Source organism: Streptomyces sp. SirexAA-E (assembly GCF_000177195.2).
GTDB classification, from domain to species: domain Bacteria; phylum Actinomycetota; class Actinomycetes; order Streptomycetales; family Streptomycetaceae; genus Streptomyces; species Streptomyces flavovirens.
Map to the genome: position 1 here is coordinate 2,491,577 of NC_015953.1, position 24,576 is coordinate 2,516,152.

The window sequence follows — 24,576 nt, forward strand, 5'->3', positions numbered from 1 at the left end:
ATGACGCTCACCCCCTCCCCCGCCCCGGGCGACGCGGCCCGGCGCGAACTGCTCCAGTCGGTCGTCGACGTCGCCCGCGCGATCTTCGGGGCCGCGGCCAGCTCCGTCTTCCTGCTCGACGAGGAGGCGGACGAGCTGGTCTTCCAGGCGGTCTCCGGGGAGGGCGAGGAGTTCCTGGTGGGACGGCGCTTCCCGGCCGGGCGGGGCATCGCGGGCTGGGTGGTGACCTCCGGCGAGCCGATGGTGGTGGACGACCTGAGCAGCGACGCGTCCTTCGACCGCGCCCTGGCGGAGTCCACGGCGTACGTCCCCGACGCGATCATGGCGGCCCCGCTGATCAGCGACTCCCGGGTGCTGGGGGTCCTGGAGGTGCTGGACCCGTCGCCGCAGGCGCGGTCGGGCGTCCGCGAGCTGGACCTGCTGGCGATGTTCGCTCGGCAGGCGGCCGCCGCGCTGCGGGTCCTCGCCCCGGCACCGGCCGGGGTGCCGGAAGCCGGGCGCACCCTGGACGGCGCCCGCCGGGAGGACGCCCTGGAGCTGCTCGGCAGTCTGGAACGGCTGTTGCGGGGCACGGGCTGAGGAGACGATACGTACGCTGGGCCGCGCGGGAGTGACGTCCCGCGCCCACCGGCCCGTGCAGGACGGAAGGACTCGCCGTGAAGCTCGCTTTCTCGACCCTCGGAGTGCCGGGGATGTCCGTGACCGAGGTGGTGCGCCTCGCCGCCGCGAACGGATACCAGGGGGTGGAGCTGCGCGCCCACCCCGAGGAGCCGGTGCACCCGGGCCTCACCCCGCTCGAACGGGGCTCGGTGGCCGAGGAGTTCAAGCGGGGCGGGGTGGAGGTCCTGACCGTCGCCGGATACGCCAGGGTCGCCGCCGAGGGCGACGACGAACCGGTGCTGGCCGAGCTCGCCGGGCTGGTGGAGCTGGCCCGCGACCTGGGCGCGCCGTACGTCCGGGTGTTCCCCGGCGGCGGGGGCCTGGACCCGGACGAGGCGGACGCGACCGCCGCCCGGCGGCTGGGCGCGGCCGCTCCGCACGCCGCCGACCTGGGCGTACGGATCCTGCTGGAGACCCATGACTCGCACCGCGCCGGGGCCGACGTGGCCCGGGTGGTGGGCACGGTGGGGCACGGGTCGATCGGGGCGATCTGGGACGTGATGCACACCTGGCTGGCCGGCGAGGAGGCACCGGCCAGCCACGCGGTGCTCGCCCCGCACCTGGGCTACGTCCAGGTCAAGGACATCGCCTCGGTCGAGGACACCACCCCGCTCGCCCTCGGAGCCGGGGTGCTGCCGCTGCGGACGTGTCTGGACGGGCTGGACCCCGACGCCTGGGTCTGCTGGGAGTACGAGAAGCGCTGGTACCCGGAGGCGGCGGAGCTGCCGGGGCTGCTGGCCGAGGGACGGGAGTACCTGCTGCGGCTGGGCGCGCCGAAGCAGTAGCGCGGCCCCGCGCCCCCTCGGCCACGGGGAGCGGCGGTGCGGCGGCGGGGCGCGGCCGGGCCAGGGAGGTCAGGGCCACCCCGCCGACCAGCAGCAGCGCCGCGCACCATCGCAGCAGGCTCACCGGCTCGCCCAGGACGAGGGCCGCCGAGGACATCCCGAAGACGGGCACCAGCAGCGTGAACGGGGCGACGGACGAGGCCGGGTGGTGGCGGAGCAGGAAGCCCCAGGCCCCGAAGCCGAAGACGGTGGAGACCCAGGCGACGTAGAGGAGTGTCCCGGCGCCGCTCCAGTCGAGCGCGGCCAGGGCCTTCGCGTCCCGGTCCCAGCCCTCGAAGAGCAGGGACAGGCCGAGCAGGGGCAGGACGGGGACGGTCGAGACCCACACCATGAAGTTGAGGGGGTCCGGGGGCGCCGCCTTGCGGGTGAGGACGTTGGACACACCCCAGCAGGCCGCCGCCGCGATGACCAGGACGAAGGCGAGGACGGGCCCGCCCGCCCCCTCGTCGACGGCGGCCACCCCGATGCCGGCGAGCGCCACACCCATCCCCACGACCCGCGGGCCGCCGGGCCGTTCGCCGAGCGCCAGGGCCGCGAACAGCGCGGTGAAGACGGCCTGCACCTGGAGGACGAGGGAGGACAGCCCGGCGGGCATCCCCCGGTCCATCCCGATGAACAGCAGCCCGAACTTGGCGATGCCGAGGGCCAGTCCCACGCCGAGGACCCACTTCCAGGCCACCTTCGGCCGTCCCACGAGGAACACGGCGGGCAGTGCGGCGACGAGGAAGCGCAGGGCGGAGAAGAGCAGCGGCGGGAAGTGGGCGAGGCCGATCTCGATGACGACGAAGTTGACGCCCCAGAGGGCGGCGACGAGCGCGGCCAGGGCGATGTGGAGGGGACGCATGCACCGAGGATCAGGGGCGCCGACCGTGTAGCACCAGCGCGGATTCGTTCATGGTTGGATTAAGCACCGCTCATGTGTCCCCGTCCCACGGGAGGTCCCGGTGCTCGATCTGTCCCGGCTGCGCGCTCTGCACGCCGTCTCGGTCCACGGGTCGGTGGCGGGTGCCGCCACCGCGCTCGGGTACACCGCGTCGGCCGTCTCCCAGCAGATCACCAAGCTGGAGCGGGAGACCCGCACGACCCTGCTGGAGCGGCGCGGACGCGGGGTGGCCCTCACCGAGGAGGCCGTCCATCTCGCCGCCACGGCACAGCGGTTGCTGGCGATCGTGGAGCAGGCGGAGACCGCCCTGGAGGAGCGCCGGGGGCTGCCCACCGGGCGGCTGTCGATCGGCGCGTTCGCGTCGGCGGCGCGCGGGCTGCTGCCGGGGGTGCTGGCCTCGCTGGCGCGGGACCATCCGGCGCTGGACGCCCGGCTGACGGAGGTCGACCCGCACCTCTCGGTGGACCTGGTGGCCAAGGGCGTGATCGATCTGGCCGTGGCGCACGACTGGGACATCGCACCGCTGCCCGCGCCGGAGGGGGTGGCCCAGGCGGTGATCGGTGACGACCGCTGCGACCTGCTGGTGCCGAAGGGGCACCGGCTCGTCGGCCGGTCCTCGGTGCGGCGCGAGGAGCTGGCGAAGGAGCGGTGGGTGTGCCAGCCGCCGGGCACGGTCTGCCACGACTGGCTCGTACGGACGCTGCGGGCGGCGGGGTACGAGCCGGACATCCGGCACCAGGCGGAGGAGAACCACACCCAGGTCGCCCTCGTCGCCGCCGGTCTCGGGGTGGCGATGATCCCCCGGCTGGGCCGGGGGACGCTACCGCGGGGGGTGGTGGCGGTGCGGCTGGACCCGCTGCCGGTGCGGCGGCTGTACGCCCTGTGGCGCACCCAGGCGGCCCGGCGGCCCGCGATCACGGCGGCGGTGGCGGCGCTCCAGGACGGCGGCGCGGGGGCGGGGCTGCTCTGAGCGCGGCGGGTCCGGCGTGAGCGCCGGGGTGCGGCGGCCCCCGCGGACCGGCGCGGTCGCCATGTCCGGGCATGTCCCCCCGTCGTCCCGCGTGTCCCTCCCTTTCTCGGGCGGGCCCCTTGACTGGTAGTTACTTTCCCTATATCCGTACCTTCTTGGAAGTTTCTTTCAGTACCGGAAGGGGCTCACGTGCACCACCGCACCTCCAGACGCACCCTCCTCACCGCCACCGCGGCCACCGCCGTCGCGGCGGCCACCGGCGTCGTCGCCGTGCCCGGCGCCGCGCAGGCCTCCGGCACCTCCACGGACAGCCGCCTCAAGCGGCTCATCGCCCGGATGAGCCTGGAGGAGAAGGTCGGCCAGCTCTTCGTGATGCGGGTGTACGGGCACTCCGCCACCGCGCCCGACCAGGCGGACATCGACGCCAACCTCGACGAGATCGGGGTACGGACCGCCGCCGAGCTCATCTCCACGTACCACGTCGGCGGCATCATCTACTTCACCTGGGCGCACAACACCCGCGACCCGCACCAGATCGCCGACCTCTCCAACGGCATCCAGCGGGCCGGGCTCGCCCAGCCCACCCCGGTGCCCCTCCTCGTCTCCACGGACCAGGAGCACGGCATCGTCTGCCGGGTCGGCGAACCCGCCACGCTGCTGCCGGGCGCGATGGCCCTCGGCGCGGGCGGCTCGCGCTCCGACACCCGGGAGGCGGCCCGGATCGCGGGCGCGGAGCTGGCGGCCCTGGGTATCAACCAGAACTACGCCCCGGACGCGGACGTCAACGTCAACCCCGCCAACCCGGTCATCGGCGTACGCTCCTTCGGCTCGGACCCGCAGTCCGTCGCGGGCCTGGTCACCGCGCAGGTGAAGGGCTACCAGGGCGCCGGGGTCGCCTCCACGGCCAAGCACTTCCCCGGCCACGGCGACACCAGCACGGACAGCCACACCGGCCTGCCGTCCATCCTGCACACCCGTCAGGAGTGGGCCGAACTGGACGCCCCGCCGTTCCGGGCGGCCGTCGCCGCGGGCATCGACTCGATCATGACCGCGCACATCGTGGTCCCGGCGCTGGACCCCTCCGAGGACCCCGCCACCCTCTCCCGGCCCATCCTCACCGGCATCCTCCGCGAGGAGCTGGGATACGACGGGGTCGTGGTCACCGACTCCCTCGGCATGGAGGGTGTCCGCACCAAGTACGGCGACGAGCGCGTGCCGGTGCTCGCCCTCCAGGCCGGTGTCGACCAGCTGCTGAACCCGCCGGACCTCTCCGTCGCCTGGAACGCCGTGCTCGAAGCCGTCAGGAGCGGCGAGATCACCGAGGCCCGCATCGAGGAATCGATCCTGCGGATCCTGCGGCTGAAGTCGAGGCTCGGCCTCTTCCGCGACCCGTACGTCACCCACCGGGGCGTCGACCGCACCGTCGGCACCCGGGAGCACCTGGCCGCCGCCGACCGTGTCGCCGAGCGCACCACGACCCTGCTGGCGCACCCCGGGCGGCTGCTGCCGCTCTCCCGCCGTACGCACCGCGACGTGCTGGTGGTCGGCGCCGACCCCGCCTCCCCGTCCGGCACGACGGGCCCGCCCACCACCACGCTCGCCGACGCCTTCCGCGAGCTGGGGTTCACGGCGACCGCCCTGCCCACGGGCACGGCACCCTCGCAGGCCACGATCGACCAGGCGGTGGCCGCGGCCGCGGGCCGGGACGCCGTCGTCGTGGCGACGTACAACGTCACCGCGTCGAGCTCCCAGCGCACCCTGGTCGGCGCGCTCGCGGCGACGGGCGTCCCGGTGATCACCCTGGCGATCCGCAACCCGTACGACATCGCCCACCTGGCGGACACGGGGTACGCGGCGAGCCTGGCCGCCTACTCCTGGACCGACGTCGAACTGCGGGCCGCCGTCCGGGTGATCGCGGGCCGGGCCAGGCCGAAGGGCCGGCTGCCGGTCCCCGTCCAGCGCGCGGACGTCCCCGCGCAGACGCTGTACCCGGTGGGCCACGGCCTGTCGTACTGACGGACCGGCGGGCTGTGCGCACCGGGTGCGGTGAGACGCCGGCACCCGGTGCGCACGGTCCTGGTCCCTACGGGCGCAGGGTGCCCCGGTTCCGCTCGATCTCCGCGTCCCGCTTGTCCAGACGCGCGTCGAACTTCGCCAGCGGCTTGGCCTGCGCCGGGTCCGCCTGGACACCGGCCGGGGCGACGCCCGCCCAGCGCAGGATCGCGGCGGTGGCCTTCGCCTTCTCGGCGGGGACGAGGCCGTCGACCTTGGAGCCGTGGTTGCCGCCGGGCACGGTGTAGACGTAGCTGTCCCGGGCGCCCCGGCCGAGGTGGAAGGGCTCGGCGCCCCACGGGTCGTTCTCGCCGTAGACGTACATCATCTGCCGGGCGTTGTTCCTCACCCAGCGGTCCACGTCCCGCATCGCCGAGTCCTGGAACTTCATCGGGATGGAGCGCGGCACGAAGGAGCGCGGCGGCTGGTAGCCGTAGCGGCTGAGGTTGCCGAGCCAGGGCTGCTTGATGTCGGGCGAACCGAGCTGGGTACCCGCCTGGTAGTAGTACGGCGTGTACTGCTCCAGGCCCTGGTCGGCGTAGGCGCTGAAGCCGGAGATGCCGTCGACGGAGTCCCAGATCTCCTGGTCCGTGGCCTTGCGCGCGTCGGCCGGGACCGACTCGCAGTCGGCGAGCAGGCTGTACTGCCAGAACGCCCAGATGTAGTCCATGACGACGGCCTCGTACGCCTTGTCGAGCGTGCCGACGGTGCTGAACGTGAGGCCGTTGTCGGCGGCGTAGGCGGCGAACTTCTTCTCCAGCGGGGCCCGGCGGATCAGCGCCTCGCGCTGGACGCCGTTCAGCCGGGTGCGGCACTCCTTGGTGCCGACCTTCGCGAAGAACCGGTCGTAGGCCGAATCCTCGTCGTTCACCACGTCGTTGGGCGCGACGTAGGCGACAACGCCGTCCATGTCCTTCGGGTAGAAGCGCTCGAAGTAGGTGGCGGTCATGCCGCCCTTGGAGCCGCCGGTGGCCAGCCAGTTCTTCGAGTAGATCTTCTTCAGCGCCGTGTAGACCCGGTGCTGGTCACTGGCGGCCTGCCAGATGTCGAGCTTCGACCAGTCGGCGGGCTGCGGACGGGACGGGGTGAAGAAACGGTACTCCAGGGAGACCTGGTTGCCGTCGACGATCTGCGTCGGCTCGCTGCGGCTCGGGCTGGTCGAGACGTCGTAGCCGCTCGTGTAGAAGACCGTCGGGCGGCTGGTGTCCTTGTGCAGCAGGGTGATGCGCTGCTGGAACGTTCCCTTGGACGGCCTCTTGTGGTCGACCGGCTGGGTGTATTCGAGGACGAAGTAGCGGTAGCCGGCGTAGGGCTTCTCCTCGACCAGGCTCATGCCCGGGATGGCGAGGATGCGGTCCCTGATGTCCTTGGTGCTCTCGCTGCCGCTGGTCGAGCCGCTGAGCGTCGCGGCCGGTTCCGCGGCGGTGGCCGCACCGGCCGAGGCTCCCGTCGCACTCACCGTGCCGATGAGCACCGCGAGCGAGAGAACCCCTCTGAGCGTCTTGCGCATGCACCCTCCCCTTGATTCACGACGGACGCCGTGAACTTAGTGGGGATGACACCTTTCACGCCAGACCCGGTGGTGTGTCAGCACTGGATCCACCCGGTGGAACCTGTCGCCCCCGCGACGGTTCCCGAGGCCCTGACGCACCGGTTCAGCGCGTGGACCCGGACCGGCCCGGCCAGCGTGGTGAACTTCCCCTCGTCCACGACCGCCCGGCCCCCGCGCGGTTGCAGCGAGACCTTCATCTCCCGGCGCGCGCCCGGTTTCTTGGCCACGGCGACGGCGCAGGCGTAGTCCCGGCTCTTGTAGAGGCGCAGTGAACCGGTGGCGAACGGGACGGTCTTGACCAGCCGACCGGGGCAGGCGGCAGCGGCGTGCGCGCTCCCCGTCCGGGCGGGGCCGAGCACCAGGCCGACCGCCATGAGCAGCGGCAGGACGAACAGCCACGCGCCCAGGGCGTGCCTCGGAAGGCGCGCCGTCCTGCTCACCTCGTCCACCCCGTCCACCTCCTCGAACACATGACGGCCCACCCGACACGCGTGCGTATCTCCGTACGACGCCACGGACGGGCCGAAAGGTTCCGGACGACGGTGGACGGGCGGCGGCGGGGCCCGGGGGTCAGACGTTCGCCGGGGCGCCCTCGCCCAGGTCCTCTCCTATGAAGGTGCGCCACAGCCGGGCGTAGCGGCCGTCCAAGGCGAGCAGTTCCTCGTGCGTGCCGTCCTCGGCGACGCGCCCCCGGTCCATCACCACGACCCGGTCGGCGCGGGCCGCCGTGGTCAGCCGGTGGGCCACCACGAGCGTGGTGCGGCGGCCGGCGAGCCGGTCGGTGGCCTGGTTGACCTGGGCCTCGCTGGCCAGGTCGAGGGAGGCCGTCGCCTCGTCCAGGAGCAGGACGTCCGGATCGACCAGTTCGGCGCGGGCCAGCGCGATCAGCTGGCGCTGGCCGGCCGAGAGGTTGCGGCCCCGCTCGGCGACCTCGTGCAGATAGCCGCCCTCCAGGGTGGCGATCATGTCGTGCGCGCCGACCGCCCTGGCCGCCGCCTCCACCCGGGCGTCGGTGGCCGCGGGGAGCCCGTAGGCGATGGCGTCGCGGACGGTCCCGGCGAAGAGGTACGACTCCTGCGGGACGACACCCAGCCGGTGCCGGTACGCGGTGCGGTCGAGGGTGCGCAGGTCGATGCCGTCCGCCGTGACCCGGCCTTCCGTCGGGTCGTAGAACCGTGCGACGAGCTTGACCAGCGTGGACTTGCCCGCGCCCGTCTCCCCCACGAAGGCGACGGTCTGACCGGCCGGGATGCGCAGGTCGACGCCGCTGAGGGCTTCCTCCTCCTCGCCGTCGGCCGCCCCGTACACGAACGACACGTTCTCGAACGCGATGTCGCCGCGCAGCGACGGCACCGCGCGGGGCTCGGCGTGGTCGGCGGTGGAGGTGGGCTCGCGCAGCAGCTCCTGGATCCGGCCGAGGGAGACCGTGGCCTGCTGGTAGCCGTCGAACACCTGGGAGAGCTGCTGCACGGGGGCGAAGAACAGGTCGATGTAGAGGAGGTAGGCGACCAGCGCGCCCGTCGTCAGCGTGCCGTCGTCGACCCGGCCGGCCCCGACGACGAGCACGGTGGCGGCCGCCACCGAGGCCAGCAGCTGGACGAACGGGAAGTAGACCGAGATGAGCCACTGGCCGCGCACCCTGGCCTGGCGGTAGTGGTCGCTGCGCGCCGCGAACCGCTCGGCACCGTCGCGCTCGCGCCGGAACGCCTGCACGATCCGCAGCCCGGCGACGGACTCCTGGAGGTCGGCGTTGACGACGCTGATGCGTTCGCGGGCGAGCTCGTAGGCCTTGACGCTCTTGCGGCGGAAGAAGAAGGTGCCGACGACCAGCACCGGCAGCGTCGCGAAGACGACCAGCGCCAGCTGGACGTCCAGGACGAGCAGGACGCCCATGATGCCGAGGAAGGTGACGACGGAGACGAAGGCGGTGACCAGCCCGGTCTGGAGGAACGTCGACAGCGCGTCCACGTCCGTGGTCATCCGGGTCATGATCCGGCCGGTCAGCTCACGCTCGTAGTAGTCGAGGCCGAGCCGCTGGAGCTGGGCGAAGATCTTGAGCCGCAGGGAGTACAGGACGCGTTCGCCCGTACGTCCCGTCATCCGCGTCTCACCGATCTGCGCCGCCCACTGGACCAGGACCGCGAGCAGTCCCAGCCCCGCCGCCGCCCAGACCGCGCCGAGCGCCATCCGCGTGACGCCGTCGTCGATGCCGTGCCGGATCAGGACGGGCAGGAGCAGGCCCATGCCCGCGTCGACGGCGACCAGACCCAGGCTGACCAGCAGCGGCAGCCCGAAGCCGCGCAGCAGCCTGCGCAGACCGTACGACTCCTCGGGCCGCACGGCACCCGCCTCGTCGACGGCGGGAAGGTCGGTGGCGGGCGGCAGCGCGTCGACCTGGGCGAGCAGTTCCGGGGTGGCGGGCATGGCGCCCGCCACCGTGTCGCGCGGCTCCTCCTCACGGATCCACAGCCCGGGGGTGATGCCGCGTTCGGCGTCGAACTCCGCGTCCAGCTCCTCCTGGAGCGCGCGGTCGTCGTCCTCCGGCGCCTCGGCGAGGGCCGGCCGGTGGCCCGGGGACGTGCCGCCCAGCTCGTCCGGGTCGGTGAGCAGGCGGCGGTAGAGCGCGGAGCGCTCCTCCAGCTCGGCGTGCGTGCCGATGTCGGCGAGCCGCCCCTGGTCGAGGACGGCGATGCGGTCGGCGAGGCCCAGGGTGGAGCGCCGGTGCGCTATCAGCAGCGTGGTGCGCCCGGCCATGACCTGGGCCAGGGCCTCGTGGATCTCGTGTTCCACCCGGGCATCGACGGCGGAGGTGGCGTCGTCCAGGAGAAGCAGCCGGGGGTCGGTGAGGATGGCGCGGGCCAGGGCGACGCGCTGGCGCTGGCCGCCGGAGAGGGTGAGCCCGTGCTCGCCGACCTTGGTGTCGTACCCGTCGGGCAGCTGGGAGATGAAGCCGTGCGCCTGGGCGGCGCGTGCGGCCTGCTCGATCTGTTCCCGCGTGGCCTCCGGGTGGCCGTAGGCGATGTTCTCGCCCACCGACTCGGAGAAGAGGAAGCTGTCCTCGGGGACCAGCCCGACGGCGGCCCGCAGCGAGTCCTGGGTCAGCTCGCGTACGTCGTGGCCGCCGACCAGGACCGCACCGTGGGTCACGTCGTAGAACCGGGGCAGCAGGAGCGAGACCGTCGACTTCCCGCTGCCGGACGCGCCGACGAGGGCGACCGTCTCACCGGGCTCGATGGTGAGGGAGAACCCGTCGAGTACCGGGCGCTCCTCGTCGTAACCGAAGCGGACGTCGTCGAACTCGACGCTCGCCGGGGCGTCGGCGGGGAACTCCTTGGTGCCGTCCGCCATGGACGGCTCGGTGTCGATGAGCTCCAGGACGCGCTCCACACCGGCGCGGGCCTGCTGGCCGACGGTCAGCACCATGGCCAGCATCCGGACCGGGCCGACGAGCTGGGCGAGATAGGTGGAGAACGCGACGAACGTGCCGAGGGTGATCTCGCCCCGGGTGGCCAGCCAGCCGCCGAGGGCGAGCATCGCGACCTGGCCGAGGGAGGGGACGGCCTGGAGTGCGGGGGTGTAGCGGGAGTTCAGCCGGACGGTGCGCAGCCGGCCCGCGAAGAGCCTGCGGCTGACCTCGCGGAGCTTGCCGGTCTCCTGCTCCTCCTGGCCGAATCCCTTGACGACCCGGACCCCGGAGACGGCCCCGTCGACGACTCCGGCGACGGCCGCGGCCTGGCTCTGGGCGTACCAGGTGGCGGGGAAGAGCCGGGCCCGGGAGCGGCGGGCGATGAACCAGAGGGCCGGGGCGACGGCGAGGGCGATGAGCGTCAGCGGCAGCGACAGCCACGCCATGATCCCCAGGGAGATGAGGAAGAGCAGGACGTTCCCGATGGTCATCGGGAGCATGAAGAGGAGGCTCTGGATGAGCTGGAGGTCGCTGGTGGCCCGCCCGACGACCTGCCCGGTGGAGAGTTCGTCCTGCCGCTTCCCGTCCAGGCGGGTGAGGGTCGCGTACATCTCGGTCCGCAGGTCGTGCTGGACGTCCAGGGCGAGCCGTCCGCCGTAGTAGCGGCGGACGAAGGTGGCGGCGTAGACGAGGACGGCGGCCACGAGGAGCAGACCGGTCCAGACACCGAGGGAACGGGTGTGGCTGCCCACCACGTCGTCGATGATCACCTTGGTGATGAGCGGGACGAGGGCCATCACCCCCATGCCCACGAGCGACGAACCGAGGGCCAGGACCACGTTGCGCCGGTAGCGCCACGCGTAGCCGCTCAGTCTCCGGGCCCACCCCTGCTGCTCCGCTCCCTGCTCTGTCGCGCCCGCCACCGGTGCCTCCCGTTCCGTCCGCCGCCCGCCTGTTCCTGCCGCCTGTGGCCAACGCGGTCAACTGCGGATTTCATCCCGCCGCAACAATTCTCGGCCGATGGTAGGAGGGCGGGGGTGGACGGTCCCAGGACCGACGGGGTGGACGGCGGCGCCCGGGGAGGCGGCACGGCGCGGGACTGCCAGCGGAAGAGCTTCTTCACGCCTGGGCGAGGGGGTTCGGTGCGGCACGGCGCGGGGTAGCTTGTTCCCCCGCCGGGCGATCCGGCCTGCCGGGGAAGCGGACGACGGGGGACGGTGGACCTGCCATGGCGCACGACGGGCCCTCGGAGGCCCTCCGCACGGGCCGGCTGTACGCCGTGCTGGCGGAGCTTCAGAAGCAGGCGGTCGGCGAGCACCACTCGCTGGGCCTGCCGGGGACGCTGCGGGCTCTTCTGCGAGCCCCGTCGAAGGTGCTGAACCCGCATATGTGGCAGGTGGGCGCGTATCTGCTCGCGGCGCGCAATCGCGGGAAAGGGGAGAGCGCGACGGTGCTCTTCCGTTCGATCCCCGATGTCCTTCCGCTGGGCCAGGAGCTCCCGCACGCGCTGACCCCGCAGGAGCGTGAGCGGTTCCACGAGGGCCTCACCGCACAGCGGGCCGAGATCGCGAAAGCGCTGCAAGAGCTGTAGCCGGGGCCCGCACCCCGTCCGGCGGCCCCGGGCCCGCTCACCCGCCCCGGCCCGTCACCCGGCTTCCGGCGCCGGCCTCCTCGGCTCGGCCCCGAGCACGACCACCGACGGCCCCGGGCCGCCCAGCGCCCCGGCCAGGTCCGCGGCGAGCGAGTCCGGTGTCGACCGGACGGCCGGGACGCCGAACGCCCCGGTGAGGGCCGCGAGGTCGGGGCAGGCCGGCTCTCCGCCGCCGGCCCGGCCGGTGTCCTCGACGATCAGCCAGGTGACCGGCAGGCCGTACCGCCGCGCGGTGGCGAGCTCGGCGGCCGACCGCACGGCGCCGTCCTGGCCGGTGACCGCCAGCACGGGGGCCGTCGGGTCGGCGAAGGCCGCACCGGTCGCGGCCGGGAGGGCGTAACCGGGACCGCCCGCGCCCTGGGCCGAGTGCATGGTGTTCGGCCGGCGGGCGTCGAAGGCGGACCAGGCCCAGGTGGTGAGGGCCGTGAGATCCCAGAAGCTGGGCGAGGCGTCGGGCAGCGCCTCGCGGACGGCGGCGAGCACCCGCGGTTCCGGTGCCAGGTCCCCGGCCCGGTCCCGGGCGGCGGCCTCCAGGACCGTACGGACACGGTCGGCGGCCGAGGCGTCCTCGCGGTCCTCGACGGTGTCCAGCAGGTCGTCGAGGGCTTCGCGGGCGTCGGAGTGGATACCGAGCGCGGGGTGGTTGGACTCCAGCTTCCCTGCGTCGGCCTCGATCTGGATGATCCGGCCGCGCGGGGCGAACGTGTGACCGCCGGAGGACAGCGCGCCGAGGCCGGAGCCGATGACCAGCAGGACGTCCGCGTCCTCCAGCAGTGCGGTGGTGTGCCGGTCCCCGGGCCAGGACCGCAGCGAGAGCGGGTGCTCCCAGGGGAAGGCGCCCTTGCCGCCGTAGGTGGTGGCGACCGGGGCCGCGATCCGCTCCGCCAGCCGGCGCAGCTTGCCGGACGCGTCCGCCCGTACGGTCCCGCCGCCCGCGATGATCGCCGGGCGTTCGGCGCGCGCCAGCAGCTCGGCGGCGACGAGGGTGAGTTCGGGGCGCGGGTACAGCTCGCGGGGCGTGGCGTCGAGCGCGCTGACCGGGGGCAGGACGGTCCCGGCGCGCAGGACGTCCTCGGGGATCTCCACCCAGACCGGACCGTGCGGGGCGGTCAGGGCCGACTCCCAGGCGGCGGCGATCGCGGACGGGATCTGCGAGGCCGTGCGCACGGGGTGCACGGACTTCACGACGTCACGGAAGGACGCCTGCTGGTCGCGGAGTTCGCCCGGGTAGCCGTGCCGCCCGCCGCCGAGCCCGGCGGCCGGGACCTGCGCGCAGACGGCCAGCACGGGGGCGGACGCCGCCGCGGCCTCCTGGAGCGCCGGAAGTGCCGCCAGCGCGCCGGGCCCTGCGCTCAGCAGCAGGACGGCCACCTCACCGGTGATGCGGCCGTAGGCGTCGGCGGCGGTAGCCGCGTGGCTCTCGGTGCCGAGTTCCACGTACGAGAGCGACGCGGAGCGCCGCAGCGCGCCGGGCAGGCCGGGCGCGGGACGGCCGACGGCCCCGAAGACGGTGGTGGCGCCGAGGCCCTGGAGGGTCTCGGTCACCAGGTCGCCGCCGACCCGTCCGGGCGGCGGGTTCAGCGCGGCCTCGGCCTGTGCGGCGGTGAGCCGGGGCCGGTCGTCGTGGTCGTGGCTCACGCGGAACGGCCCCCCGCGATCTGCCGGGCCATGATCGTCGTCAGCTCGTACGCCGTGTGCGAGGCGGCGACGGAGGTGATCTCGGCGTGGTCGTACGCCGGTGCCACCTCGACCAGGTCGGCGGAGACCAGGTGGCAGGAGGAGAGCCCGCGCAAAATCTCCAGGAGCTCGCGCGAGGTGAGGCCGCCGGCCTCGGGGGTGCCGGTGCCGGGGGCGTGCGCCGGGTCCAGGACGTCGATGTCGATGGAGATGTAGAGCGGCCGGTCGCCGATGCGCTGCCGCAGCTGGTCGGCGATCTCGTCGACGCCGCGCCGCATGACGTCGGCGGAGGTCACGATGCCGAAGCCCATCTTGGCGTCGTCGGTGAGGTCCTTCTTGCCGTACAGCGGGCCGCGGGTGCCGACGTGGGAGAGCGCCTCGGTGTCGAGGACGCCCTCCTCGACGGCCCGACGGAACGGGGTGCCGTGGGTGTACTCGGCCCCGAAGTAGGTGTCCCAGGTGTCGAGGTGGGCGTCGAAGTGGAGCAGGGCGACGGGGCCGTGCTTCTTGGCGACGGAGCGCAGCAGCGGCAGGGCGATGGTGTGGTCGCCGCCCAGGGTCATCAGGCGGGCGCCGGTCGCGAGCAGGTCGTCGGCGGCGGCCTCGACGGTCTCGACCGCCTCGTGGATGTCGAACGGGTTCGCGGCGACGTCCCCCGCGTCGGCGACCTGGGCCAGCGCGAAGGGAGAGGCGTCCTGCGCCGGGTTGTAGGGCCGCAGGAGGCGGGAGGCCTCCCGGATCGCGTTGCCCCCGAAGCGGGCGCCGGGACGGTAGGAGACCCCGCTGTCGAAGGGCACGCCGACGACGGCGACATCGGCGGAGCCGACCTCGTCCAGCCGGGGCAGCCGGGCGAACGTCGCGGGCCCGGCGTACCGCGGGATGCGGGAGGAGTCGACGGGGCCGCGCGGCGAGTCGGTGCTGCTCATGGGGCGGGTGCCTTTCGTCCGGGGGCGGTGCGCGCCTTGTGGGCGGTGCTGCGGAGACGTCCCGGGGTGTCGGGACGGCGGTCGGCCGACGGGTGGGCCGACGCTGCGAAGTGTACGTTTCGGCGCCCGCGGGACGGCCCGCGACGGCCCCTGGGAAACGCTGCGGGCCGGGCCCTCACCCGCCGTAGACCGGCTCCGACTCCCCCAGGGTGTCGGCGAGGTCCCGGGCGAGGCCGCGCGCCTCGTCGGGGGTGAGGGCGGCGGTGGTGACGCGCACCCCGGGCGGGGTGGCGATACGGAAGCGGGTGCCCGCGGCCGTCCACCAGCCCCGGGTGCGCAGCCCGTTGACGACGGCTGACTCGTCGCGGACCGGGACCCAGACGTTGAGGCCGCTCTCCCCGTGGGAGGCGATGCCGTGCTCGGCGAGCGCGTCGCGCAGGGCCTCGCGGCGGGTCGTGTACGTGTCGGCGGCCCGGGTCACCAGCGCGCTCACCTCGGGATCGGCGAGCAGGCCGGCGACGGTCGACTGGAGGATGTGGCTGACCCAGCCCGAGGTCAGCAGCATCCGCCCGTCGTGACGCGCGAGGGTGGCGGGGTCGCAGGCGAGGGCGGCCCAGCGCAGATCGATGCCCAGGTGCTTGGAGACGGTGCGCACCTGCGCCCAGCGGGGCAGCCCGCCGGAGGCGAGGGTCACCGCGTCCGCCCCCGCGATGTCCGCGTTGTGGTCGTCCTCCACGACCAGGACGTCCGGGTGGCCGCCCAGGACGGCCAGGAGCGCGTCCCGGCGACCGGGGGTGAGCCGGGCACCGAGCGGGCTCTGGCCACGGGGGCTGCACACCAGCGCACGGGCCCCGCCCCGCAGGGCGGCCCGCAGCGCCTCGGGCCGCATGCCCTCGTCGTCGACGGCCACCGGCACCGTACGCAGCCCCAGCGCCGGGACCAGGTCGAGCAGGTGGTGGAAGCCGGGGTCCTCCACGGCCACGGCGTCGCCGGGCCTCAGCTCGGTGGACAGCAGCCGGGCGACGCAGTCCAGGGCGCCGTGGGCGAAGGTCACCGAGCCGGTGGGCACACCGTCACGGTCGAACCAGGCGCGGGCAGCCTCCTCGAGCGCGGCGAGCCGGGGCGAGGCCCGGTGCGACCCGGGCACCGGCTCCACCCGCTCCGGCGGACGCAGCGTCGGGAGGCACGCGGGATCGGGGTACCCGCCCGCCAGGTCGCGCAGCCCGGTGGGCACCTTGGGCGGACGCCGCGAGGTGACGGAGGGGGCGGCCGCCACCACGGTGCCCCCGCGCCCCCGGGTCGTCACCACTCCGCGCCCGCGCAGCTCCTTGTAGGCCGCCGCGACCGTGCCGGCGCTCACGCCCAGCTCCTCGGCGAGCCGGCGCACCGGGGGCAGCGAGGCGCCGGGCCGCAGGGTGCCGTCGGCGACGCGGCTTTCGACGGAAGCGGAAATCTCTCTGGCCGTCCCACCGGAGAGCGCATATTGTTCTGCCACAGATAAGAGTTTGTACCGATACAAAGACTCTGTCAAGGGGGACCGATGAAGAAGGAAGCCGGCCGCGTCCCGTTCGCCCGGCGCCTCGCCGTACCGGGCGGCCGGGACGGCAGGCGGATGCTGGTGGTCGCCGTCATCGACAAGATCGGCACCGGTCTGTGGGCCGGGGCGTCGACGCTCTACTTCATCTACGTCGCCCACCTGTCGGTGGCCCAGATCGGCACGCTGATGGGGGTGTCCGGCGTCCTGGGCGTCGCCGGACCCCCGCTCGCCGGGCGGCTCGCCGACCGCTTCCCGGTGACCCGTCTCCTGGTCGTCGCCCAACTGGCCCGGGGTGCCGCCCTGCTGGCGCTGCTGACGAGCCATGAGTTCCTGCCGCTGATGCTGTACTCGGCGCTGGGGGCGCTGCCCGACCGGGCGTCGAGCGTGCTGACGAAGCTGTTCGCGGCGCGCGTCGCGGGCCCGCAGCGCACCCGGTACCAGGCCGTCCAGCGCACGGCGGTCAACATCGGGTGGGCCGTGGGCGGCGGCGGTGCGGCCGCCGTGCTCACCGTGGGCACCGCGTCCGCCTACCAGGTCCTGCTGCTGGCCAACGTCGCCTCGTACCTGGTCATCGCGGCCCTGACCCTCCGGTGCGCCGAACCGCCTTCCCCCAGCCGCGTGGTGGCCGGCCGGCACGTGCCCGCCGACGGCCCCGGGTCGGCCGCGTCCGCCGGGCATGCCCCGGGGTCGTCGCCGTGGCGGGACCGGCGGTACCTCGCGTTCACCGGCACGGAGGTCTGGCTGTTCCTGGACGACAGCCTGCTCCAGGTCGCCTTCCCGCTCTGGATCGTGCACGGCACCTCCGCCCCGGTCGGGCTGGCACCCCTGGTCCTGGTCCTCAACAGCGTGCTGGTGGTCGCGCTCCAGGTCCCGCTGTCCCGTTTCGCGGAGACCCCGGCCGCCGCACGCCGGCTCCTCCTGCCGCTGTCCGTCGCGTTCCTGACGGGCGGTGCGGCGCTCGCCGCCTCGGCGGCCGGGGGCCCCTGGTTCGCCACCGGGGCCGTGCTGGTCGCGGCCGCCGCCTTCACCCTGGCGGAGATCCTGCACTCCCTCGCGTCCTGGGAACTCTCCGTCGCCCTGGCCCCGGGCGGCGCGCAGGGCGCCTACCTCGGGGTGCACGGCCTGGCCCAGTCCGCCCAGCGCAGCCTGGGCCCGGTGGTGGTCGGCGCCGCCGTCGGCGCGGGCCCCCTCGCCTGGCCGGTCCTGGGCGCGAGCCTGGTGGCGGCCTGCCTGTTCCAGCGCCGCCTGGTACGGCCGAGGGAGCGGGTGGGGGCGCCGGGGCCGGTGCTCCTCACCGCCCCGCGCAGTGGCCGAGACGGTACGCCCTGACCGGCGCGGGCGAAGCCGTATGGCTTATGTTGCCAAGGCAGAGCTAGGGGGAGCGGAATGGCACGTGACTACGACAGTCAGCTGCTGGAGTCGGTGGGCGTACGCCGGCGACGGATGCGGGACGCGCTGCTGTTCGGGGCCCAGCGCGCCCGTCGCACGGCCGACGAACGGCTCGGCAAGGCCTTCGCGGGAGTCGCCGTCGCCGCTGTGCTGTGCGCGGGATGCGTCGGATGGTCCTTCCTCCAGCACACGCTGGCGAAGCAGCAGGCCGAGCAGGAAAAGCAGCAGCGTCAGACCCAGCAGTACGAGCAGCCGGCGAATTGACCGGCCGACCGGAAGTGCGCGCGTCCGTCGGCGAACGGCGGGTAACGCGTGCTTCCCGCCCCCGTGCGACCCCTTCGGCCGGGCCGCATCGACCCCAGAGCCCCCCTACGTCGCGATGATAGGTTCCCGTAAGTGGCGAGCACAGCAATGACTTCCCGGGCGGAGCTGAGCCGGGTGACCCTGGTCGGCGAGCGGCGCCGGGCCGACATCGTCCTGCCCTCCGACACACCGATCGGGCAACTGCTCCCGGACATCCTGCAGTTGCTGGACGACCGGGTCGCCTCACGCCCTCTCACCCGCCAACTCCTCACGTCCGACGGGTCGGCCCTGCCGCACGACAGCACACTGGCGTCGTCCGGCATATCCGACGGCGCCGTACTCCGGCTCGTCAGAAGCCACTCCGCTCCCCCGGCACCCGTCGTCCACGACGTCACGGACCAGGTGGCCGACGACCTCGATCTGCGGACCTGGCGCTGGCGGCCCGCGGCCCGGCGCGCCTGCGCGGGCGCGGCGACCGTCGCCTTCGCGGTGCTCGCCGCACTGCTCGCCCGACGCGAGTTCTCGCTCTCCGCCCTGGCGGGGGCGCTCACCGCCGTCACGCTCGTCCTGTTCGCCGTCGGCGCCGTCGTCGCGAAGGCCGGACAGGGCAGCCGCGGGCTCGCGACCGCCCTGCTGTCCGTCTCCGGCGGCCTGAGCCTCCTGGCGGCGTGGACGGCCGCCGACGCGTACGCCTGGCCGGGGGCCGTGCGACTGGCCGCGGTCGCGGGCGCACTGGTCCTGACACTGGTCCTGCTCGGCTACTTCTCGCCGCTCGGGCGCGGCGGGCTGATCGGTGCCGTGTCGACGGCCGCGATCACGGTCGTGTGGGAGGCCGTCGCCGCCGTTCAGGAGGATCCCGCCCGGCTCGGTGCCGTCATGGCGGTCTTCTCCGTGGTCCTGCTCGGCGTGCTGCCACGGCTGGCGCTGATGGCGTCCGGGCTCACCGCCCTGGACGACCGCCGGTCCGGTGGCATCTCCGTCAGCCGTCACGAGGTGGGCAACGCCTTGGCGGCCACCCATCGCGGGCTGGCACTGGCGACCCTGGCCACCGCGGCCTCGGCGGCCGCCGCCGGCTGGCTGATCGCCTCGGCCGGCCGGCCCACGGTCTGGACCGTGCTGCTGGCATCGGTCCTGACCGTGGTGCTGCTGTCCCGCGCACGGGCCTTCCCGCTGGTGGCCGAGGTGGCGGCGCTCTTCATCGCGGCCGCGGTCCTCCTCGTGCGCCTGATGATGCTGTGGATGGAACACGCCGGAGGCGCCGGAGCCATCGCCGTGCTGTGCGTGGCCGCGGTCCTCCCCTTGCTGGTCCTGGCGGTGGAGCCGCCCGAGCATGTGCGCGTCCGGCTCCGGCGCACGGCCGACCTGGTCGAGTCCCTCGGCATGGTGGCGCTGTTCCCGCTCGCCGTCGGTGCGTTCGGCGTGTTCGGACAGCTGCTCAACAAGTTCTGAGTCAACGGGCGGCCGACCCGGCCACGGGCGCGGCGGAGGAGAAGGGCAGACATGCCGAACGCGGACAACTGGCAGGGCGACGTGCTGCGTGACCTGAGAGGCCCCGACCGGCCCGCCGGGCCGTCGCCCGACGCTCCCGCGCCCGCCGTCCCCGCACCGGAGCCCGGTGACCGAACCCTCGTCGGCGATCCCCCGCCGACCGAGCAGGCCCACGTCCGCCAGGCCCCGGCCGCGTCCGGCGTGCCGACCGCGAGGCCGCCGCGCGCGACTCCCGGTTCCAGAGCCGTGGTGGACGAGGAACTGACCGGTGTCGTACGCAAGGCGCGGCACGGCGAACACGTCGCCGCCCGCGCCGTGCGCGCCGTACGGCGAACCGTTTCCTCATCAGCGGCACAGGAGGTCGCCGAACTCACCCGCACCGCCGAACTGCTCCAGCAGCCGGTCACGACCGGCAGGCAGATCGCCGTGACCTCGATCCGCGGGGGCGCCGGGAAGTCGACGGTCGCGGCCCTGCTGGGCACCGCTTACGCGCACTACCGGCAGGACCCGGTCCTCCTCGTCGAGGCGGACCCGGCGCTCGGCTCACTGCCCCTGCGGCTCGGCGCCCAGAGCCTCCGCTGGACCACCGGCGACATCGCCGACATCGTCGAACCGCAGATGTCGCTCCTCGACATCACCGGCTACCTCGTGCAACTCCCGGAGAACGCCTGGCTGCTCCCCGGCAGCCAGGGCCAGATCGGCGCGATGCTGGACACCAGGGCCTACGAGCGGGTGATGGTGTCCCTGCGCCGGTACTTCGGTGTGACGGTCGTCGACTGCGAGACGCTGCCCGCCGAGGTCGCCCGGGTCGCCCTGACCGCTTCCCAGGCCCGGGTGCTGGCCGCACCGGCCACCCTGGACGGCCTCACCAGCACGTACAACGTCCTCCAGTGGATGCGCGGACTGCCCCGGTACGTCATCGAGGGCACCGTCGTCGTCCTCACCGAACAGGTACCGCGCCCCGGCGTCGACCTGACCGAGGCGGCACGGAAGCTCTCCACCACAGGTGCGGCGGTCCATCTCCTCCCGTACGACGGGCACCTGGCCGCCGGCGGCACGATCCGTACCGAACTGCTCGCCCACCCGACACGGCGGGCCGCGACCCGCCTTGCCGCGGAGGTCTTCCAGCTCTCCCAGAAACGCCGCTGACCCGGCACCGAGCCCGCCCGTGAGCGCCGGACGACGACCCGTGACAGACGACGACGAGTGACGGACGACGATGAGTGACGGACGACGATGAGCACCCGACTGATACACCGCCCGGCCAGGACCACCAGGCCTCCGGCCGCTCCCGAGGCACGCACCATCGAGGCACCGCCCAACCTCCCCGAGGGGAAGGCCGGCAACATCGCGATGTCGCTGCTGCCCGTGGCGGGAGTCATGTCGTCCGTCGTCATGATGACGGTGGTACGCAACAGCCAGTTCGCGGGTCTCGGCGCCATCATCCTCGTCGTCACGGTCCTCGGATCCGTGGCACTCCTCTTCTCCCAGCGCGGCAAGGCGCAGCGCACCCGCCGTGCCCAGCGGGAGGCCTATCTCGCCTATGTCGAGGACCTGCGTGAGGAGTTGTCCGCGGAGGAACGTGCGCGCCGGGAGCGCGCGGACGTCCTCAACCCGCCGCCACACGCCCTGTACGACATCGTGCGCGACCCCGCCCGGCTGTGGGAGCGCCGTCGGGCCGACTCCGACTTCCTCCGGGTGCGGATCGGGACCGGGGAGATGCCCGTACGCGATCTGCGGATCGCCGACCAGGGCTCGTCGGTGCTCACACCGCCCGACCTCTTCATGCTCAACGAGGCCTCGGCGCTGATGAACCGCTTCCGGACCGGCACCGAGCTCCCCCTCACCGTCCCGCTCGACCGGGTGGGCGACATCAGTGTCATCGGCCCCCGCGAGGACTGCCTCCGGGTGGCCCGCGCGCTGCTCGTCCAGACGGCCGCCGCCCACGCCCCCGACGACGTGGCGCTGGCGCTCGCCGTTCCCGGCGACCGGGTCACCGACTGGGAATGGGCCAAATGGCTGCCCCACCTTCTCGACACGGAGCAGCTCGACGGCCCGGTCGCCGCCCGCCGTATCGCCCCGTCCGCCCCGCAGCTCGCCCGGCAGCTCGGCCCGGAGCTCCGCCGCCGCGCCTCCTACGCGGCCGAGGTGCGCCGGGGCCTGGCCGGCCGGGACGCCCTCACCATGACGTCGCGGCTCGTCGTCGTCGCGGACGGCCACGGCGAGGACGCGGTCGAACTGCCGCGCCCCGACGACGCGGTCGGGCTGCGCGAGATGGGCGTCACCGTCCTGCACCTCCTGGCGGAACGGATCCAGGAACCTGGGCAGGTCGGCGTCCGGATCACCGTCGACGGCGACCAGGTCGTCATCGAGGACCTGCGCGAGGAGGAGCCCGTCGGCGCCCACGGCACGGTCGACGAGGTGAGTGCCCCGTTCGCCGAGGGCCTGGCCCGGATGCTGGCACCGCTGCGGCTGTCGGCCGAGTCGCTGGTGGACGCCCCGCTGTCGGGGCCCGTCGACTTCGCGGGTCTGCTCGGCATCGACGACGTGGCACACCTCGACCTGTCCCGCCTGTGGGCCCCACGCGCCGAACGCGCCTTCCTCCGCGTGCCGATAGGCGTCAACGACGCCCGTGAGCCGGTGCTGCTGGACCTCAAGGAGTCCTCGGAGCTGGGCATGGGGCCGCACGGTCTGTGCGTCGGCGCCACCGGTTCCGGCAAGTCGGAGCTCCTGCGGTCCCTCGTCCTCGCCCTCGTGACCACGCACCCGCCACAGGACCTGGCTCTGGTCCTCGTCGACTACAAGGGCGGCGCGACCTTCGCCCCCTTCGCGAAGCTGCCGCACGTCTCCGGCGTCATCACCAACCTGGAGAACCAGGCGGGCCTCGTCGAGCGGGTGCACGCCTCACTCGCCGGGGAGGTCAAACGCCGCCAGCAGACACTCAAGGACGCCGGCAACATCGCCGACATCGGGGACTACGCCGCGCTGCGCGCCGCCGAACGGCCGGATCTGGAACCGCTGCCGCACCTGTTCGTCGTCATCGACGAGTTCGGTGAACTACTCACCGCCAAGCCGGACTTCATCGACCTGTTCCTGTCCATCGGCCGCATCGGGCGCTCCATCGGCGTCCACCTCCTGCTCTCCAGCCAGCGCATCGAAGGCGGCAAGCTCAAGGGCCTGGACACCTACCTCTCCTACCGGCTCGGCCTGCGCACCTTCTCCGCCGACGAGTCGCGGACGGTCCTCGACACCTCCGACGCCTTCCACCTGCCCCCGCTGCCCGGCTTCGGCTACCTCAAGGTCGACACCAGCCACTACGAGCGTTTCAAGGCCAGTTACGTCTCCGGCGCCTACCGCGGTCCCGCGAGACGTGCGGACGAGGAGGACACCGGCCCTCTGGCGCTGGCCTACGAGGCCTTCAACTCCCCCGGGGCGTCCGACGCGCCGGACACGCGCGAACCGGCGGCCCGGCGCCGCGAGACGGGCCCGACCGAGATGGGCGTCGTGGTCGGCCAGCTGGAGGGCGCCGCCGCACCGGTCCGCAGCATCTGGCTGCCGCCGCTTCCCCGCGCCGTCTCCCTGGACCGGGCCGCCGGTCCGCTGGACGCCGGTCCGCGCGGCATGCAGCTCTCACGGCGCCGGGGCGCCCTCCAGATCCCGCTCGGCCTGCTCGACGACCCGACGAAGCAGTGGCAGGGGCAGTGGTACCTGGACCTCACGGTGGCGGGCGGCCATGCCGCCGTGATCGGCGGCCCGCAGTCCGGCAAGACGACCCTGCTGCGCACCCTGGTCCTGTCCCTCGCGCTCACCCACACCCCGCAGGAGGTCGGCGTGTACGGCCTCGACCTGGTCGGCGGCGGTCTCCAGGCCCTCGCGCCCCTGCCGCACGTCGGCGGAGTGGCGGGACGTGCCGACCGCGAACGCGCGGCCCGCACGGTCGAGGTCGTACGGAGCATGCTCGCCGCGCGCGAGGACCTCTTCCGCGAACACGGCATCGACTCCGTCGAGCAGCTGCGGACCCTGCACCGGGCGGGCCGGCTGCCGCAGCTGGCGTCCGCCGAGATCGTGCTCGTCATCGACGGCTTCGGCGCACTCCGCGACGACTTCGAGGACCTGGACGACGCGGTCGTCGACATCCTCAAGCGCGGTGGCGGTTACGGCATCCACGTCGTCGCCGGGATGCTCCGCTGGAACGACGTACGCATCGCCGTCCAGTCGGCCTTCGGGACCCGGGTGGAGCTGCGCCTGAACGACCCGGGCGAGTCCAGCGTCGACCGCAAGCTCGCCCAGACCCTGGCACCCGACGAGCCCGGCCGGGTCCTGACCGACGGCAAACTCTTCGCCCAGGCCGCCCTGCCGCGCACGGACGGGCTGTCCGACGCCACCGACCTGGGCGCCGTCCTGGAGCGTACGGCCCGGTCCGTCCGCGCCGCGTGGAGTGGCGAGACGGCCCAGCCCGTGCGGGTCCTGCCGCACCTCGTGGGACCGCACCTGCTCCCGGGCCCGGTCGCCGAACCCCGGCGCGTACCGATCGGCCTGGACCAGACGGCGCTCGCCCCCGCCCTGCTCGACCTGTTCCACCACGACCAGCACCTGCTCGTCATGGGGGACAGCGAGTGCGGAAAGACGAACCTCCTCAAGACCGTCGCCCACGGGCTCATCGACCGCTACGGGGAGGACGAGCTGGTCTTCGCCGTCATGGACCCCCGGCGGAGCCTGCGCGGCGCGGTCCCGGAGGAGTTCAACGGCGGCTACGCCTACAACGCCAAGCTGTGCGGGGCCCTGGCCGCCGGAATCGCCACCGAACTGGAGAAGCGGCTGCCCGACGAAGGCGCCCGCCTCGAGGACCTGGAGCCCGGCAGCTGGGGCAGCGGCCCCCGGATCGTGGTGCTCGTCGACGACTACGACGTCCTCACCACGGCGGGTCAGTCGCCGCTCGCCCCCTTCCTGCCGTACATCCCGTCCGCGGTCGACATCGGCCTCCACTTCGTCCTGACCCGGCGGGTCGCGGGTGCCTCACGCGGCATGTACGAGCCGCTGGTGCAGGGCCTGCGCGAGTCGGGGGCCTCGGCCCTCGTCATGACGGGCGACCGCGGTGAGGGCCAGCTGTTCCCCGGCGTGTACGCGAGCCGGCAGCCCGCGGGCCGGGGCGTGTACATCCGCAGGGGACAGCCGAACCGCCTGATCCAGACCGTGTACGCGCCCGCGTAGCAGCCCACCTCCTGACGCAGAAGGAA

Annotated in this window: 16 protein-coding genes and 1 pseudogene; 10 read left to right on the top strand and 7 right to left on the bottom strand. The window is 73.8% G+C overall.

The window, feature by feature from the left end; translation table 11 throughout:
• Window positions 1-579: a GAF domain-containing protein gene (locus SACTE_RS10990; protein ID WP_014046108.1), complete on the top strand. Its 579-nt coding sequence runs from the start codon at window positions 1-3 to the stop codon at window positions 577-579.
• Window positions 580-656: 77 nt separating this feature from the next.
• On the top strand, window positions 657-1,445 hold the full coding sequence (locus SACTE_RS10995) for a sugar phosphate isomerase/epimerase family protein (protein WP_014046109.1): 789 nt from the start codon (window positions 657-659) through the stop codon (window positions 1,443-1,445).
• A 76-nt stretch (window positions 1,446-1,521) separates the two neighbouring features.
• On the opposite strand, the pseudogene SACTE_RS33110 reads toward SACTE_RS10995, so the two are convergent.
• Window positions 1,522-2,349 (bottom strand): annotated as a pseudogene (locus SACTE_RS33110) (EamA family transporter); the annotation flags it as partial.
• A gap of 100 nt (window positions 2,350-2,449) precedes the next feature.
• On the opposite strand from SACTE_RS33110, the gene SACTE_RS11005 reads away from it, so the two are divergent.
• Window positions 2,450-3,358, top strand: coding sequence for a LysR family transcriptional regulator (locus SACTE_RS11005; protein WP_014046111.1), 909 nt, complete (start codon window positions 2,450-2,452; stop codon window positions 3,356-3,358).
• 189 nt (window positions 3,359-3,547) lie between these two features.
• Window positions 3,548-5,374, top strand: coding sequence for a glycoside hydrolase family 3 protein (locus tag SACTE_RS11010; RefSeq protein ID WP_014046112.1), 1,827 nt, complete (start codon window positions 3,548-3,550; stop codon window positions 5,372-5,374).
• Between the two features lie 67 nt (window positions 5,375-5,441).
• Here the strand turns inward: SACTE_RS11010 and SACTE_RS11015 are convergent, their stop codons facing one another.
• The 3 genes from SACTE_RS11015 to SACTE_RS11025 form a co-directional block, all read right to left on the bottom strand.
• Complete coding sequence (locus SACTE_RS11015; protein WP_014046113.1) at window positions 5,442-6,920, bottom strand: S28 family serine protease; 1,479 nt, start codon at window positions 6,918-6,920, stop codon at window positions 5,442-5,444.
• A 77-nt stretch (window positions 6,921-6,997) separates the two neighbouring features.
• On the bottom strand, window positions 6,998-7,432 hold the full coding sequence (locus tag SACTE_RS11020; RefSeq protein ID WP_014046114.1) for a hypothetical protein: 435 nt from the start codon (window positions 7,430-7,432) through the stop codon (window positions 6,998-7,000).
• A gap of 100 nt (window positions 7,433-7,532) precedes the next feature.
• The gene (locus SACTE_RS11025; protein ID WP_014046115.1) at window positions 7,533-11,291 is read right to left on the bottom strand and encodes an ABC transporter ATP-binding protein; all 3,759 of its coding nucleotides are present in this window, start codon (window positions 11,289-11,291) and stop codon (window positions 7,533-7,535) included.
• Between the two features lie 305 nt (window positions 11,292-11,596).
• Between SACTE_RS11025 and SACTE_RS11030 the strand changes: the two genes are divergently transcribed.
• Complete coding sequence (locus tag SACTE_RS11030) at window positions 11,597-11,959, top strand: hypothetical protein (protein ID WP_014046116.1); 363 nt, start codon at window positions 11,597-11,599, stop codon at window positions 11,957-11,959.
• A 54-nt stretch (window positions 11,960-12,013) separates the two neighbouring features.
• Here SACTE_RS11030 and SACTE_RS11035 read toward each other — a convergent pair whose 3' ends face one another.
• From SACTE_RS11035 to SACTE_RS11045, 3 genes are all read right to left on the bottom strand, one after another.
• On the bottom strand, window positions 12,014-13,657 hold the full coding sequence (locus SACTE_RS11035) for a thiamine pyrophosphate-binding protein (protein WP_014046117.1): 1,644 nt from the start codon (window positions 13,655-13,657) through the stop codon (window positions 12,014-12,016).
• Window positions 13,654-14,622: an agmatinase gene (gene speB, locus SACTE_RS11040; protein WP_014046118.1), complete on the bottom strand. Its 969-nt coding sequence runs from the start codon at window positions 14,620-14,622 to the stop codon at window positions 13,654-13,656. Before speB ends, SACTE_RS11035 begins: the two co-directional genes overlap by 4 nt.
• A 175-nt stretch (window positions 14,623-14,797) precedes the next feature.
• Window positions 14,798-16,117 (bottom strand): aminotransferase class I/II-fold pyridoxal phosphate-dependent enzyme, encoded by a 1,320-nt coding sequence (locus tag SACTE_RS11045; protein WP_014046119.1) that lies wholly within the window; start codon window positions 16,115-16,117, stop codon window positions 14,798-14,800.
• 45 nt (window positions 16,118-16,162) lie between these two features.
• Between SACTE_RS11045 and SACTE_RS11050 the strand changes: the two genes are divergently transcribed.
• The 5 genes from SACTE_RS11050 (at window position 16,163) to SACTE_RS11070 (ending at window position 24,550) form a co-directional block, all read left to right on the top strand.
• Complete coding sequence (locus SACTE_RS11050) at window positions 16,163-17,488, top strand: MFS transporter (protein WP_014046120.1); 1,326 nt, start codon at window positions 16,163-16,165, stop codon at window positions 17,486-17,488.
• A 57-nt stretch (window positions 17,489-17,545) separates the two neighbouring features.
• Window positions 17,546-17,812 carry a hypothetical protein gene (locus SACTE_RS11055; RefSeq protein WP_014046121.1) on the top strand — a complete coding sequence of 89 codons (267 nt, stop codon included), beginning with the start codon at window positions 17,546-17,548 and terminating at the stop codon, window positions 17,810-17,812.
• A 147-nt stretch (window positions 17,813-17,959) separates the two neighbouring features.
• Window positions 17,960-19,300, top strand: coding sequence for a type VII secretion integral membrane protein EccD (gene eccD, locus SACTE_RS11060; protein ID WP_014046122.1), 1,341 nt, complete (start codon window positions 17,960-17,962; stop codon window positions 19,298-19,300).
• A gap of 51 nt (window positions 19,301-19,351) precedes the next feature.
• Window positions 19,352-20,488, top strand: coding sequence for a MinD/ParA family protein (locus SACTE_RS11065; protein WP_014046123.1), 1,137 nt, complete (start codon window positions 19,352-19,354; stop codon window positions 20,486-20,488).
• Window positions 20,489-20,575: 87 nt separating this feature from the next.
• Window positions 20,576-24,550, top strand: a complete 3,975-nt coding sequence (locus SACTE_RS11070; protein ID WP_014046124.1) for a type VII secretion protein EccC — start codon at window positions 20,576-20,578, stop codon at window positions 24,548-24,550.
• Window positions 24,551-24,576: the final 26 nt, after the last annotated feature.

Bases quoted from the DNA above. Each gene is read 5' to 3' on its own strand.
- SACTE_RS10990 (WP_014046108.1), top strand. From the start codon at position 1: ATGACGCTCACCCCCTCCCCCGCCCCGGGCGACGCGGCCCGGCGCGAA.
- SACTE_RS11015 (WP_014046113.1), bottom strand. From the start codon at position 6,920: ATGCGCAAGACGCTCAGAGGGGTTCTCTCGCTCGCGGTGCTCATCGGC.
- SACTE_RS11030 (WP_014046116.1), top strand. From the start codon at position 11,597: ATGGCGCACGACGGGCCCTCGGAGGCCCTCCGCACGGGCCGGCTGTAC.
- speB (WP_014046118.1), bottom strand. From the start codon at position 14,622: ATGAGCAGCACCGACTCGCCGCGCGGCCCCGTCGACTCCTCCCGCATC.
- SACTE_RS11050 (WP_014046120.1), top strand. From the start codon at position 16,163: ATGAAGAAGGAAGCCGGCCGCGTCCCGTTCGCCCGGCGCCTCGCCGTA.
- SACTE_RS11055 (WP_014046121.1), top strand. From the start codon at position 17,546: ATGGCACGTGACTACGACAGTCAGCTGCTGGAGTCGGTGGGCGTACGC.
- eccD (WP_014046122.1), top strand. From the start codon at position 17,960: ATGACTTCCCGGGCGGAGCTGAGCCGGGTGACCCTGGTCGGCGAGCGG.
- SACTE_RS11065 (WP_014046123.1), top strand. From the start codon at position 19,352: ATGCCGAACGCGGACAACTGGCAGGGCGACGTGCTGCGTGACCTGAGA.
- SACTE_RS11070 (WP_014046124.1), top strand. From the start codon at position 20,576: ATGAGCACCCGACTGATACACCGCCCGGCCAGGACCACCAGGCCTCCG.